Below are 12,193 nucleotides of genomic sequence, written 5' to 3'. Positions count from 1 at the left end.
GAACAAAAAACCCGCCGTGGCGGGTTATCCTGAACTTGCTCAGCCTGTCAGGCTTCGTTTTCGATGCGGTTCACTTCAATTTCCATGTCCTGAATATTTTTATCCAGTTCATCCAGTAAACCGCCCTGCTTAGTGAGCAGGTCGTTGATCCTCTCTGCAAACTCAGGATGCTTATACTCGCCCTGATCAAAAGCGAGCCAGTGCGCTGAAAGGGTTTCCACGTTGGATTGTGCATAGTGGCGCATTTCTTTTAACTGAGAAGTTACATCACGTACGTGGTCGGTCGGCGTTTTGTGTTCTTCGTTGTCACTCATGCAATTATCCTTCTTGGTTAAAAAAGCACTCATAAATTCTGACCCTCAGGGTTAGCGGAAGTTCATTAACACTTTTTTAACCCGACGGCGACAGGGCCAAAAAGGCCGCCATCGCTGGCGGCCAGCAGGCCTTAGTAGTAGGCAATTTTACGATCTGTTCCGTTAATATTGACGGTAATGTATCCCGCAGCCGTCGTCGTGGTGGGTGCGGTAGCCGCAATGGTGGCCACGGTTAAGACCCCTTTCTCATTTGCGCCGATCCCTGCCAGTCCATTATGCAGGCTCATCCTTGCACTCGGCGACGTAGTACCGATGGTGCTGGTATCGGTGACTTCGCTAAGATCCGCTGTAAAGAGGGCACATACACCGGCATCGAACCGGGTGGGGCCGTTTGACTTCAGGTTGAACATCGTGTCACCGCTGCCCGCTTTCAGCTTGACCCAAATTTCAGCGTAGGTAACGCCAATCCTGTTTAACTTCACGTCCAGTACGGCTGGCGAACCTTTGTGCTGGATATCCGCGTAGATAGCGGTCGCGCATCGCGAAATATTCAGCCAGGTCAGACAGGAAGAAACGGCAGTGACCGGATTGCCAGCCGTGCCGGAAAGCACGTCATTGCTGACTTTGCTGATCATCTCCACCACCCACTGCTGATTATCTTTTGGCAGGTGTACCTTGCCCAGCCTGTACCATTTGTCCGTTGCTGAAGTATTGGTCACCCTGTAGCCGGAGTACCAACCTACTTTCATTGATCCGGTCATGTTGGTACCAAAGTTCTCATCACGGCGCCAGCCATATTCATAACCGGATAACCAGCGCTCACTTGTGGCATCCAGTGTGACTTTGGCACCCGCCTGCAGGTTAAGCTGACGGATCAGCACGCGGCCGTTGCTCATATTCAGTGGATTTTCGCAATCCTCCAGACTCAGCGCATCGACAATCCATTGTCCCTCACTGAGATCCCCCGGGAAGCGGGTGTGCTCCATCCAGACGTTATGCAACACCCCTTGCGTCACACGCGGCATGTAGAGCGTGGCATCGCCATAGCCCGTCTGGAAATTGGCGTTAGTGATCTCAACCGCCGTTGAGTGATCCCAGACGCCAGTGGTCGTACCGGACCAGCCAATCTCAATGACACGGGCGAAAGTAGTAAGGGTATAAATTTGCTCAAACTTAGTATCAAGCGTATCCAGCAGTTTGATTACCGTACCGCCGTTATTCTGCGCACGGAAGCTGTTGATCAAGACTGATTCTCCCGCCACCATGGTGTTTTCAAAGAACGGCTGCTGGTTACTACACATCGTCGCCTTAATGATACCCTTGTTAGCAGTAATATCTGCCGATGCCTGGCCATTCCAGCAGATTCCCTTAAGCGTCGTGCGTCGCGCCTTGACCTTGAACACCGGTGATGTGGATTTGTTGGAGATAATGGTCGTCCGGGGCATTCCCCCATGCGGGTTATGATCGCCAAAGATATAGAAGAACGGCATCTCGGTGCCGGAGTAATCAATCGGGTTGATAAGGAATTTGCCCGAAGGAAAACGTACACCCAGACTTTTGGCATTGTTGTTGTAGCTCTGTGCCCAGGCCATCATTAACTTAAAAGCACCACTGTCATCCGTGGTGCCATCCCCTTTCGCGCCGAAATGGTAGATATTTAAGTCATCAGGATCGTTGATCACGCGTTTCCAGTAAAAACCCTGTCCGGCGGCTAACGTACCCGAATCATCGGTGACGGTAGTAGCGCTGATAAAGCCGACAAATTCACCGCCGCCATGAAATGTTGAGTCCTTATCATAATAGCGGCGTAACACGGCCAGCTCGCCAGTTTTAGCTGGCGCGGTAGTTCTCAGTTCTGCAAATGAATTAACTTCAATCATAATAACCTCCGGGGCAATAAGCCGTTGCTAATCGCCTCAATTAATTAAAAAAATAAGAGAGAAAATAATAAAAGGAATATAGAGAATTAAGAAAGAATGATTAAAGCTCCCTGACTACCATCACCTACTCCTTAACAGGTGATGCCCTACTCTTTTTTAGCAGCACAAACTTTATTCCACGTATCATTGTGAACATTGATGGCTTTGATGGTTCTGATATCCATCACCTGCCAGTCCTTTCCATAAGTCTGGACAGGATTAAATAGCGTACATGAGGAGTCAGAAACCATTTGAGGATTATTACGGGTTGTTATATGACGAGTCGCGCAGCTTGTTACGAGCGTCATCATCATTAAGCATATTATTGCTTTCATGGACATTCTTCACCGCCTTAATATCCTGAATCTGTTTATTGGCCACTATGGCAATACGGTCACTCTCTTCCTGTGCTGCCGCCACGTCAGAGCGGGCTTTTTGCTGCACTTTGCCGATTTTTTTACCGCCAAACCAGCTGACAATCAGCGCCATCAGCACCACGCCAATCCCGGCGAGAATATGCCAGCTACCGCTGAACAGAGCGAAAAATGTACTCATGCTTTATCCTCCTTCATGACCTGAGCTTTAGCGTTCAGGGATTTCTGACGTACAAATTGCGCAATGACTGCCATGGCAACCAGGAAGGAGGCGATCAGCCCCAGATAGTGTTGTGGGATAACTGTCTTGACGTCGCCTGGCAAAGAGCTCCAGGCATTCATCGCTGAGTCCGGGAATGATTGCACCCAGGCCCCGACAAACGACCCTATAGAAGCAAGCCACAGGGACCAGGTCTTAAAGAGTAATTTTGCATGCGCAACCAGCTCGATTTTACCGTGCCTGGTAATCCACCAGACGGCAAAAGCCACCAACAGAACCAGCATAATAAAGAGAATAAATTTCATATAATCTCCTTATAGGCATCATAATTCCCACTGCGCATCACCTGCGCGTGCCGTTTTGCCCGCTGCGGTGTTTGCCTGGCCCAAATGCTGCTCAGCATCCCTTCCGCCGCGCCATCAAAATTGCCGACCGAGATCATCACCAGGGTATTTTTAAAGGCGAGCAGCCCATCAACCCCCAACTGATAAGCCATGCTATAAAGCACGTCAGCCCTGGCCGGATTACATTGCTTCATTGCGGCCACCAGGGTTGGGTTGCTGTTCATTTGCCCTATTTTTTCATCTACCATTCTTTGCATCCAGATATCTCCTACGTTTCTTGGTACGGTAAATTGATAATTAGCTAACGGGGCATTTTTGGGGCCTATTACTATTCCACAGGCCACCGTTGGGTACCCTTCCGTGTCAATATAGGGTCGTTCTTTATAACCCTCTTCATAAGCCAGTATTTGAATGACTTTACTCATACTTCACCTCCGTAATTACTTTTATGCAGACGCATAAATTCTTCAGGAATGAATTCCCCGGTGTGTAAAGTGCTTCGATTGGGTAAATTAAATTGCGTTACTAACACACTAGATCGGTAATTGCGTACGCAACCACTTTTTTGGAAATAATTTATCTCTCGCACTCAAGGGTAATTTCAAGCGCCGACAATACGCCCTCCACAAAGCCTTCAGCCGTCTGTAACTGTTTGCGGATTGTGCCATCGGCACAGCGGCGTCTGCGGGCAATAGAGCGTAACGAGATCCGGTAATGATAATGGGCGACCAGGAGAGAATGTTCTTCAGGGTGAGTGATTTTCAGGCGGCTGATGCAGCTGTCGAGGATCATACCATCGTTGTCGCTGCATGAGGGCCGCGAAGCGGAGGTGGAAGTGATCAGGCCACGGAACCCCGCAGCAATATGTGAATAACTCACCCCACTCCGCTCTGTAGCCGCCCAGCCACCCCATCTTTCCAGCAATAGTTTGATATCGCGCATGTTAACTCCCTCATTATCTGGAGAGGAGAGACCCTCTCTGTTGAGCATCTTTCATCCACAGGTTCTCGTGTTCCCGGCATGCTGCCTGAATTATGGAGAGGTGCAGTGCTGACACGCTGTCACCGTGTCAGGTGCAATGCTTTGCCAGCGGTTAGGCTGGGCGGCCAGGTTGTCAAAGAGCAGCGGGTTTCAATACCCTGGGTGAAGCGCTGAAAATCCCTTTACGTATCGAACTGACTTAATTAATAGCAATCGCTATTAACCCTGTCAATAGCAAAGCGTGTTTGACGAAAAATACGCTTAGCTATAAATTCTGGTGTATGAAACCGAATACACTCGCCTACCGATTGAACATGGCTATGACCATGATGGGAATTACCCAGGGTGCTTTAGCAAAAGCCTCCGGCGTATCGCAACCTACTATCTGGCGTCTGACCAAAGGGGAAGCAGAAGGCTCCCGCAAATTGGTGGATATTGCCAGAGCGCTTGACGTCAACGTGCAGTGGCTCGCCAGTGGCGAGGGAGAGATGCGTGGCACTACGGCAATTAGCGCCATTGACAAAGTAAAGAGTGGTACTACTATCTCCGTTTGGGGTGCCGAAGGTAAAACAGGGGAGATCGTCTCTGCACCTAACGGCGTAAAGGCGAAAAAGAGCTGGCGTGCCTATATTCTTGACCGCAACAGCGGCTGCTCAGAAGCCACAGCGGGCAGCATTATCATTATCGATACCGACGTACCACCTGAATCTGGAGATTTGGTGATAGCGAAGGTGAATTCCCGTTTCTCCGTCTATCGCTATCTTGAAGGCCCCTCTAATGGTTTTTTGACCGTCGATGACCCCAGACTCCCTGCTGTGGAGCTCTCTGATGAGTCAGAACTTATTGGTGTAGCAATCTTCCTGATCCGTGATTTAAGGCGGTAAGTACTCACATCCTGCCCGTGCAGGATGGTTTCCTTGTAATGCCCTCCGGATACTCTGTGCAGAACAGATATCATCAGTTTACCCTCGCGAAAATCCACCCTCTGAGACAGTTAACCAGCGCAAAACCTTTTGCGCATTCATTCAACTGAATAGATTAGTAAAGCTTTCGATAAAATCGCCAGAATAAAGCGCAAAAAAAGCAGAAAAAAAAGAATTAAACCTTAAAAATCAGATAGATAAACTGACAATCCAAGATATTTACACAATAGCTATTGATATTAATAATAACTATAGCTATCGTTTTTAGCGGGGATACATTTCTGCCGTTTATACGTTTTGAGGCAACTCCAGGTGTGACTGGTCTCACTACATTTTTATGCTTTCGGGAGGTCTATGATGTTGATAATCTGGAAACCTTGTCGGCCACAGGGAACCTGTAAAAGCCGTTACAAAGCCCGACGGGCAGCGGTTGTTGCCCAGCGTCAGGAGGACCAAAAACTGGCGAGAAGGATCGTCAAAGAGCTGACTGGTTGTAGATCGGGAGGGGTAAAAACGAGTGGTGAGGATTGATAAAGAACGGGATCAGGGAAGCGCACTACCTGATTGCAGCGCTGGTTACTGTAAAAAACAGTAGAGTTTTCGACTGCTGCAATCAAGCGGTTTTCGCAAGGGATGGCTTTAGCTGGCGAAGGACTTATAGCTGACCTTCATACCGGCCCTGCAAAAGATACAGTTGGCGCCATGGGGATTTTTTGGCGTGATGTTATGGGGAGAGAAACGATACTGACATCCATGACATGACGGACATTTAAATTTAATATTTGGAATAGGAACCTTCATTTTTTTTGAATTATGAGTCTCCACACTATCACTTCAGAAAGCTTTTGTCAGTTTTATCTCGGCCGGCAGGCCTGATAAACACCAGAAAAAAGCAAATACTTTCTTAAAAGGTGATAACGGAAATCATTTAATAAAATTTTACTAAGCTGGCGAATGGCTGGCGACTAAGCCTGAGCTTTCTCAGCAGGCAAACAAAACGCCCTGCACAACCCACCCCGACGGTCAAAAAGCCTTTCTCACCGCTTCAGCTGCCTGAATTATGCTGGGGGCAATCCCCTTCGTCATCTGCAGGAAGAGCAGCGCGCTCTGGGTTATCAGCATCTGTCCCCCTTTCGTCGGCCATCTTTCAGGACACACCGCCGCCAGAGCAGACAGAGCGGCAGAACAGAATGAAAAAAAGAGCAGAAGGATAAAGAAAAGAGCTGAGCGGCACTGGCTTGTGGGTTGCCCTTAGCTCTCCCTGTAAAGTAGCACAATCCCCGCTAAAACCCACTTTACGCCCTATATTTCGCAAGGCAGTCAGAGAGTACCATAGCCAGAAAAATCAGTATGCCGTTGAACTTTCACGGAGTTTTATGGAAATCTCTGGTTCGTCAGCTATGCTTTTGGTTGTTGCTACTTTTCAAACCAAAGGGAAAGACGATGAAAAAATATCTGGGCGGTTTACTGATGTTACTCACTCTCACCACGCTGACAGGTTGCATGCATGACAGCAGCGCAGTGGGGAGCGATGGTCGTCCACATGCGCCAAGCGGTCAGTCAGTGCCTGGCGGCACTCAAGGCTCTGGACCGGTAGGTCAACCACAGTCCTGAAACCTGCCCTACCCGATCAAAAAAATGCCGGCCCTCTGGTCGGTATTTTTTTGCCGCGCTTCACCCACTGTAACGCTCTCTCATCTGCCTGTAGATCAATAAGCGTAAAGGGATAAAGCAGAAGACTGGCCTGCCGATACTCCATCCGAAGAAATCCGCGCAATAACTTTTTTAAATCAGAAAGATAACGCTAAACCTGCATATTCATGATGTCAGTATAAGCACTGACCAGCTTGTTACGCACCTGGATACCCATCTGCATTGATACCGAGGATTTTTGCAGATCGACCATCACATCATTCAGGTTAATGCCTGGTTTACCCAGTTCAAAATCCTGCGCCTGCGTCCGCGCTTCGTTCTGCGTATCACTGATCTTGTTCAGCGCTGCTTTCAGCTCACCGGCAAAATCGGCATGGCTTGAAGCATCACTGCTTCTGCCACTGGCCTGAATTGCTGCGGTTTGCAGCTGTTGCATCACACTCTCAATACCCTGAATTGCCATCTTTTGCCCCGAAAGTTAAACGGTAGAAATTTTGTTGTGAGAAAACTTACCACAATGTCAATGAGACAAAGCCGCTAAATAAGAGCAAAAGATAGGGCTTATCCAGCCATCGAATTTCCTGTTTAAGAAAATAATGGCAGCCATTAGAAGTGAAAAATTTACAGCTAGCCGCATCAGGGAGTCAGTTTTGTTACGACACTACACGAAACAGTCCGGTCAACTGTCAGGCAGGAAAGAGTCATGAATGCAACTGTCACGCAGGATCAACCAGAGAAGAAAGGTCTGAACGACCTCTTCGCTCGCTTACGCGCTAATCCTCGCATCCCCATTATTATTGCGGCGGCGGCGGCTATCGCCATCGTTATAGCTATGGTGCTCTGGGCTAAGCAGCCAGAATACCGCGTACTCTATAACAACCTGAGCGATGAAGATGGCGGTGCCATCATTACTCAACTTACCCAAATGAATATCCCTTATCAGTTTGATGATAAGGGAGGCGCATTAATGGTACCGGCAGCGAATGTCCATGAGCTGCGTCTGCGTCTTGCCCAGCAGGGGTTGCCTAAAGGCGGCGCCGTGGGCTTTGAACTGCTGGACCAGGAGAAGTTTGGTATCAGTCAGTTCAGCGAGCAGGTTAACTATCAGCGTGCGCTGGAGGGCGAACTGGCCCGCACCATCGAAACGCTGGGGCCGGTTAAAAACGTTCGCGTGCATCTGGCGATGCCAAAACCTTCCCTGTTTGTGCGTGAGCAGAAATCGCCAACGGCTTCCGTCACCTTAAATCTGCAACCTGGCCGTGCGATGGACCAGGGACAGATTAGCGCTATCGTGCATATGGTCTCCAGCAGCGTCGCTGGCCTGCCACCGGGTAACGTGACCGTCGTTGACCAGGCTGGTCACCTGCTTACCCAGTCCGATAACGCTGGCCGCGATCTGAATGATGCTCAGCTCAAATACGCCACCGATGTCGAAAACCGTTTCCAGCAGCGTATCGAAGCGATCCTGAACCCGATTGTCGGCAACGGCAATGTGCATGCGCAGGTTACCGCGCAGATCGACTTTAATGCTCGTGAACAAACTGACGAGAAATATCAGCCGAACACCAATCCGGCAAACCAGGCCGTTCGCTCGCGCCAGACCAGCGACAGCGAACAGCTTGGCGGCCAGAATCAGGGCGGCGTACCGGGTGCGCTCTCTAATCAGCCTGCTCCGGCTAACACCGCCCCCATTACCACTCCGCCAGCTAATCAGAATGGCCAGAACGGTAATGCAGCGAGCAATGCGGCGGCGAATCAGGGTTCGACCACCAGTACCGCCAGCAAGTCAGGTCCTTCCAGCACGCGGAATGACAACACCACAAACTACGAAGTGGATCGCACCATCCTGCATACCAAAATGAATGTGGGTGAAGTACAGCGTCTCTCTGTGGCGGTGGTAGTGAACTACAAAGCAGACGCAGCCGGCAAACCGATTGCCCTGACGGATGCTCAACTGAAACAGATTGAAAACCTGACCCGTGAAGCGATGGGCTACTCGGACAAACGTGGTGACAGCCTGAACGTTGTTAACTCGCCGTTTACCGAAGTAGCGGATAACAGTGGCGACCTGCCGTTCTGGCAGCAGCCCTCCTTCATCGACCAGATGTTTGAACTGGGACGCTGGTTGCTGGTGCTGATTGTGGCCTTCATCCTCTACCGCAAGCTGGTTCGTCCACAGCTTGTGCGTAAAGCAGAGCAGGAGAAGGCTGCCGTTGAAGCCGCAGCTGTCGCTAAGCAGACGCTTGCCGAGTCAGAAGGTGATGCGGTCTCCGTGAGCCTGTCGAAAGATGAACTGGATCAGGAACGTAAGTCGCAGCACCGCATGGGTGCAGAGGTTATGAGTCAGCGTATTCGCGAGATGTCAGAAAATGACCCGCGTGTGGTGGCTCTGGTTATTCGCCAGTGGATGAAGGACGAGCTATGAGTCTCACCGGTACAGAAAAAAGCGCCATCCTGATGATGACGATTGGCGAAGACCGCGCTGCCGAGGTGTTTAAACACCTCGACACCCGCGAGGTTCAGCACCTGAGTTCGGCCATTTCCAACATGCATCAGGTTTCGCATAAGCAGCTAACTGAAGTGCTGCGAGAATTTGAGGTGGATGCCGAGCAGTATGCTGCCCTGAGCCTGAACTCTAACGATTACCTGCGCTCTGTGCTGGTAAAAGCGTTGGGCGAAGAGCGCGCCTCTACCCTGCTGGAAGATATTCTCGAAACACGGGAAACCACCAGCGGGATGGATACCCTCAACTTTATGGAGCCGATGGCGGCTGCCGATTTGATCCGCGACGAACACCCGCAGATTATCGCCACCATCCTTGTACACCTCAAACGTGCGCAGGCTGCCGACATTGTTGCTCAGTTCGACGAGCGCCTGCGTCACGACGTTATGCTGCGTATCGCCACTTTTGGCGGCGTGCAGCCAGCCGCGCTGGCAGAACTGACGGAAGTGCTGAATGGCCTGCTCGACGGTCAGAACCTCAAGCGTGCGAAGATGGGCGGCGTGAGAACCGCAGCGGAAATCATCAACCTGATGAAAACACAGCAGGAAGAAGCGGTTATCGAAGCGGTTCGCGAGTTCGACGGCGAGCTGGCCCAGAAAATCATCGACGAGATGTTCCTGTTCGAAAACCTGGTGGAAGTGGACGACCGCAGCATCCAGCGCCTGTTGCAGGAAGTGGAGTCCGAGTCCCTGCTGATCGCCCTGAAAGGGTCCGAGCAGCCGCTTCGCGAGAAGTTCCTCAAGAACATGTCCTCCCGTGCAGCCGATATTCTGCGCGACGACCTGGCAAACCGTGGCCCAATGCGCATGTCTGCGGTGGAGAGCGAGCAGAAAGCGATCCTGCTTATCGTTCGTCGCCTGGCAGAGTCCGGCGAGATGGTGATTGGCGGCGGCGAGGAGCAGTATGTCTGATAAATCTTCTCTGCCCTGGCAGCGCTGGCAGCCCAACGACCTTGGTCAGCTGAATAAACCGCTGGCCGAAGAATTGGTGCCGCCTGAGCAGCCGGAAGATCCGTTTAACCAGCAGCAGTTCGAACTTGAGCAGATGCAGCATCAGGTTCGCAATGAAGCCCAGGGTCTGGGCTATGCCGAAGGGCAGCAGAAAGGTTTTGCCGAAGGTCAGAAAGCGGGTTACGACGCCGGTTTTCAGCAGGGTCTGGCGGAAGCGCAGCAGCAGCAGGCGCCCTTGCAGGCGCGCATGCAGCAGCTGGTTTCTGAATTCAACCATACGCTGGAAGCCCTGGACAGCGTGATTGCCGCCCGTCTGATGCAGCTGGCGCTGGAAGCGGCCCGTCAGGTGATTGGCCAGGCACCGCACGTGGATGGTACCGCCCTGCTGCGTCAAATCCAGGGGATGATCCAGCAGGAACCGATGTTAAGCGGCAAACCTACGCTGCGCGTACATCCGGACGATTTGCAGCGCGTTGAGCAAACGCTTGGCGCTACGCTCAGCCTGCACGGCTGGCGTCTGATGGCTGACAGCACCATCCATCCCGGCGGTTGCAAAGTCAGCGCGGAAGATGGCGACCTGGATGCCAGCCTCGCTACGCGCTGGCATGAACTCTGCCGTCTTGCGGCACCTGGAGAGCTTTGATGACGACTCGTCTTTCACGCTGGTTAGGCTCACTCGACGCCTTAGAGCAGCGTTTATCGCAGCTGCCGGAAGTACGGCGTTATGGCCGTTTAACGCGCGCCACCGGCCTGGTGCTTGAAGCTACAGGTCTGCAATTGCCGCTGGGTGCAACCTGCGTTATCGAACGTTCCGATGGCAAAACCGTCTCGGAAGTGGAAAGCGAAGTGGTTGGCTTTAACGGTCAGAAACTCTTTTTAATGCCGCTGGAAGAAGTCGAAGGCATTCTGCCTGGCGCGCGCGTTTATGCCCGCGTCACCGGCGAGCACAGCGGCAAACAGCTGATGCTGGGGCCGGAACTGCTGGGCCGCGTACTGGACGGCAGCGGTCGTCCACTGGATGGTCTGCCTTCACCTGAGACCGGCTACCGCGCCCCGCTGATCACCCCGCCGTTCAACCCCTTACAGCGCACGCCAATTACTGAAGTGCTGGATACCGGCGTACGTGCCATCAACGCCCTGCTTACCGTAGGACGTGGACAGCGTATGGGCCTGTTTGCCGGTTCCGGCGTGGGTAAAAGCGTGCTGCTGGGAATGATGGCGCGCTACACCAAAGCCGATGTGATTGTGGTCGGGCTGATTGGTGAGCGTGGCCGTGAAGTCAAAGATTTTATCGAGAACATTCTCGGCACCGAAGGGCGTGCGCGCGCGGTAGTTATCGCCGCGCCAGCAGATGTCTCTCCTTTATTACGTATGCAGGGTGCCGCTTACGCCACGCGTATTGCTGAAGACTTCCGCGATCGCGGTCAGCACGTGCTGCTGATTATGGATTCCCTGACCCGCTATGCGATGGCGCAGCGTGAGATTGCGCTGGCCATCGGGGAGCCTCCGGCAACTAAAGGCTATCCCCCTTCCGTGTTTGCCAAACTCCCGGCGCTGGTCGAACGTGCAGGTAACGGCATTGATGGCGGCGGATCGATTACCGCCTTCTATACCGTTCTGACCGAAGGCGACGATCAGCAGGATCCTATCGCTGACTCGGCGCGTGCGATCCTTGATGGTCACATCGTGCTTTCGCGCCGTCTGGCAGAGTCCGGGCACTATCCGGCTATTGATGTTGAAGCTTCAATCAGCCGCGTAATGGCACATCTGATTGACGATACGCACTACGCGCGCGTCCGTCAGTTCAAGCAGTTGCTCTCCAGCTATCAGCGCAACCGCGATCTGGTCAGCGTGGGCGCATACGCCGCAGGCAGCGACCCAATGCTGGATAAAGCGATCAAACTCTATCCGGAGCTGGAAGCCTTCCTGCAACAGGGCATGTTTGAACGCAGCACCTTTGACGATGCCTGCCTGCATTTGCAGGCCATCTTTGGCTAACGGTTCTCCTGAAC

The 12,193-nt window shown here is 52.0% G+C and carries 14 protein-coding genes; 6 read left to right on the top strand and 8 right to left on the bottom strand.

Annotation, left to right across the window (positions count from 1 at the left end; all coding sequences use genetic code 11):
- Positions 1–47 precede the first annotated feature (47 nt).
- From AAH450_RS11595 to AAH450_RS11570, 6 genes are all read right to left on the bottom strand, one after another.
- Complete coding sequence (locus AAH450_RS11595; RefSeq protein ID WP_318790709.1) at positions 48–314, bottom strand: hypothetical protein; 267 nt, start codon at positions 312–314, stop codon at positions 48–50.
- Between the two features lie 131 nt (positions 315–445).
- Positions 446–2,194 carry a glycosyl hydrolase family 28-related protein gene (locus tag AAH450_RS11590; protein WP_342910333.1) on the bottom strand — a complete coding sequence of 583 codons (1,749 nt, stop codon included), beginning with the start codon at positions 2,192–2,194 and terminating at the stop codon, positions 446–448.
- Positions 2,195–2,494: 300 nt separating this feature from the next.
- On the bottom strand, positions 2,495–2,788 hold the full coding sequence (locus AAH450_RS11585) for a hypothetical protein (RefSeq protein ID WP_342910332.1): 294 nt from the start codon (positions 2,786–2,788) through the stop codon (positions 2,495–2,497).
- On the bottom strand, positions 2,785–3,132 hold the full coding sequence (locus tag AAH450_RS11580) for a DUF7940 domain-containing protein (RefSeq protein WP_342910331.1): 348 nt from the start codon (positions 3,130–3,132) through the stop codon (positions 2,785–2,787). Before AAH450_RS11580 ends, AAH450_RS11585 begins: the two co-directional genes overlap by 4 nt.
- Positions 3,129–3,596 carry a lysozyme family protein gene (locus AAH450_RS11575; RefSeq protein WP_342910330.1) on the bottom strand — a complete coding sequence of 156 codons (468 nt, stop codon included), beginning with the start codon at positions 3,594–3,596 and terminating at the stop codon, positions 3,129–3,131. Before AAH450_RS11575 ends, AAH450_RS11580 begins: the two co-directional genes overlap by 4 nt.
- Before the next feature lie 151 nt (positions 3,597–3,747).
- The gene (locus tag AAH450_RS11570) at positions 3,748–4,113 is read right to left on the bottom strand and encodes an antiterminator Q family protein (protein WP_342910329.1); all 366 of its coding nucleotides are present in this window, start codon (positions 4,111–4,113) and stop codon (positions 3,748–3,750) included.
- A 353-nt stretch (positions 4,114–4,466) separates the two neighbouring features.
- On the opposite strand from AAH450_RS11570, the gene AAH450_RS11565 reads away from it, so the two are divergent.
- Positions 4,467–5,036, top strand: a complete 570-nt coding sequence (locus AAH450_RS11565; protein ID WP_342910328.1) for a LexA family transcriptional regulator — start codon at positions 4,467–4,469, stop codon at positions 5,034–5,036.
- Between the two features lie 678 nt (positions 5,037–5,714).
- Here the strand turns inward: AAH450_RS11565 and ymcF are convergent.
- Positions 5,715–5,876 (bottom strand): cold shock small protein YmcF, encoded by a 162-nt coding sequence (gene ymcF / locus AAH450_RS21135; protein WP_428979206.1) that lies wholly within the window; start codon positions 5,874–5,876, stop codon positions 5,715–5,717.
- Positions 5,877–6,518: 642 nt separating this feature from the next.
- Between ymcF and AAH450_RS11555 the strand changes: the two genes are divergently transcribed.
- Positions 6,519–6,689 (top strand): hypothetical protein, encoded by a 171-nt coding sequence (locus AAH450_RS11555; protein WP_318790700.1) that lies wholly within the window; start codon positions 6,519–6,521, stop codon positions 6,687–6,689.
- A 190-nt stretch (positions 6,690–6,879) separates the two neighbouring features.
- Here AAH450_RS11555 and fliE read toward each other — a convergent pair whose 3' ends face one another.
- Positions 6,880–7,191: a flagellar hook-basal body complex protein FliE gene (gene fliE, locus AAH450_RS11550; protein ID WP_342910327.1), complete on the bottom strand. Its 312-nt coding sequence runs from the start codon at positions 7,189–7,191 to the stop codon at positions 6,880–6,882.
- Between the two features lie 240 nt (positions 7,192–7,431).
- On the opposite strand from fliE, the gene fliF reads away from it, so the two are divergent.
- From fliF to fliI, 4 genes are read left to right on the top strand one after another with little or no spacing between them, the layout of a single operon-like run.
- Positions 7,432–9,153 carry a flagellar basal-body MS-ring/collar protein FliF gene (fliF, locus tag AAH450_RS11545; RefSeq protein WP_342910326.1) on the top strand — a complete coding sequence of 574 codons (1,722 nt, stop codon included), beginning with the start codon at positions 7,432–7,434 and terminating at the stop codon, positions 9,151–9,153.
- On the top strand, positions 9,150–10,142 hold the full coding sequence (fliG, locus tag AAH450_RS11540) for a flagellar motor switch protein FliG (RefSeq protein WP_318790697.1): 993 nt from the start codon (positions 9,150–9,152) through the stop codon (positions 10,140–10,142). Before fliF ends, fliG begins: the two co-directional genes overlap by 4 nt.
- Positions 10,135–10,824, top strand: a complete 690-nt coding sequence (fliH, locus tag AAH450_RS11535; protein ID WP_342910325.1) for a flagellar assembly protein FliH — start codon at positions 10,135–10,137, stop codon at positions 10,822–10,824. The genes fliG and fliH overlap by 8 nt, the downstream gene beginning before the upstream one ends.
- Positions 10,824–12,179 carry a flagellar protein export ATPase FliI gene (gene fliI, locus AAH450_RS11530; RefSeq protein WP_342910324.1) on the top strand — a complete coding sequence of 452 codons (1,356 nt, stop codon included), beginning with the start codon at positions 10,824–10,826 and terminating at the stop codon, positions 12,177–12,179. The genes fliH and fliI overlap by 1 nt, the downstream gene beginning before the upstream one ends.
- Positions 12,180–12,193: the final 14 nt, after the last annotated feature.

The sequence above is a fragment of the Erwinia magellanica genome (assembly GCF_039023495.1).
Lineage (GTDB): Bacteria > Pseudomonadota > Gammaproteobacteria > Enterobacterales > Enterobacteriaceae > Erwinia.
The sequence above is the reverse complement of the archived record's forward strand: the minus strand, read 5'-3'. Positions and strand labels throughout refer to the sequence as shown.

What these genes read in the sequence shown, in the direction of transcription:
- AAH450_RS11595 (WP_318790709.1), bottom strand. Translation starts at nt 314, where the DNA reads ATGAGTGACAACGAAGAACACAAAACGCCGACCGACCACGTACGTGAT.
- AAH450_RS11590 (WP_342910333.1), bottom strand. Translation starts at nt 2,194, where the DNA reads ATGATTGAAGTTAATTCATTTGCAGAACTGAGAACTACCGCGCCAGCT.
- AAH450_RS11585 (WP_342910332.1), bottom strand. Translation starts at nt 2,788, where the DNA reads ATGAGTACATTTTTCGCTCTGTTCAGCGGTAGCTGGCATATTCTCGCC.
- AAH450_RS11580 (WP_342910331.1), bottom strand. Translation starts at nt 3,132, where the DNA reads ATGAAATTTATTCTCTTTATTATGCTGGTTCTGTTGGTGGCTTTTGCC.
- AAH450_RS11575 (WP_342910330.1), bottom strand. Translation starts at nt 3,596, where the DNA reads ATGAGTAAAGTCATTCAAATACTGGCTTATGAAGAGGGTTATAAAGAA.
- AAH450_RS11570 (WP_342910329.1), bottom strand. Translation starts at nt 4,113, where the DNA reads ATGCGCGATATCAAACTATTGCTGGAAAGATGGGGTGGCTGGGCGGCT.
- AAH450_RS11565 (WP_342910328.1), top strand. Translation starts at nt 4,467, where the DNA reads ATGGCTATGACCATGATGGGAATTACCCAGGGTGCTTTAGCAAAAGCC.
- ymcF (WP_428979206.1), bottom strand. Translation starts at nt 5,876, where the DNA reads ATGAAGGTTCCTATTCCAAATATTAAATTTAAATGTCCGTCATGTCAT.
- AAH450_RS11555 (WP_318790700.1), top strand. Translation starts at nt 6,519, where the DNA reads ATGAAAAAATATCTGGGCGGTTTACTGATGTTACTCACTCTCACCACG.
- fliE (WP_342910327.1), bottom strand. Translation starts at nt 7,191, where the DNA reads ATGGCAATTCAGGGTATTGAGAGTGTGATGCAACAGCTGCAAACCGCA.
- fliF (WP_342910326.1), top strand. Translation starts at nt 7,432, where the DNA reads ATGAATGCAACTGTCACGCAGGATCAACCAGAGAAGAAAGGTCTGAAC.
- fliG (WP_318790697.1), top strand. Translation starts at nt 9,150, where the DNA reads ATGAGTCTCACCGGTACAGAAAAAAGCGCCATCCTGATGATGACGATT.
- fliH (WP_342910325.1), top strand. Translation starts at nt 10,135, where the DNA reads ATGTCTGATAAATCTTCTCTGCCCTGGCAGCGCTGGCAGCCCAACGAC.
- fliI (WP_342910324.1), top strand. Translation starts at nt 10,824, where the DNA reads ATGACGACTCGTCTTTCACGCTGGTTAGGCTCACTCGACGCCTTAGAG.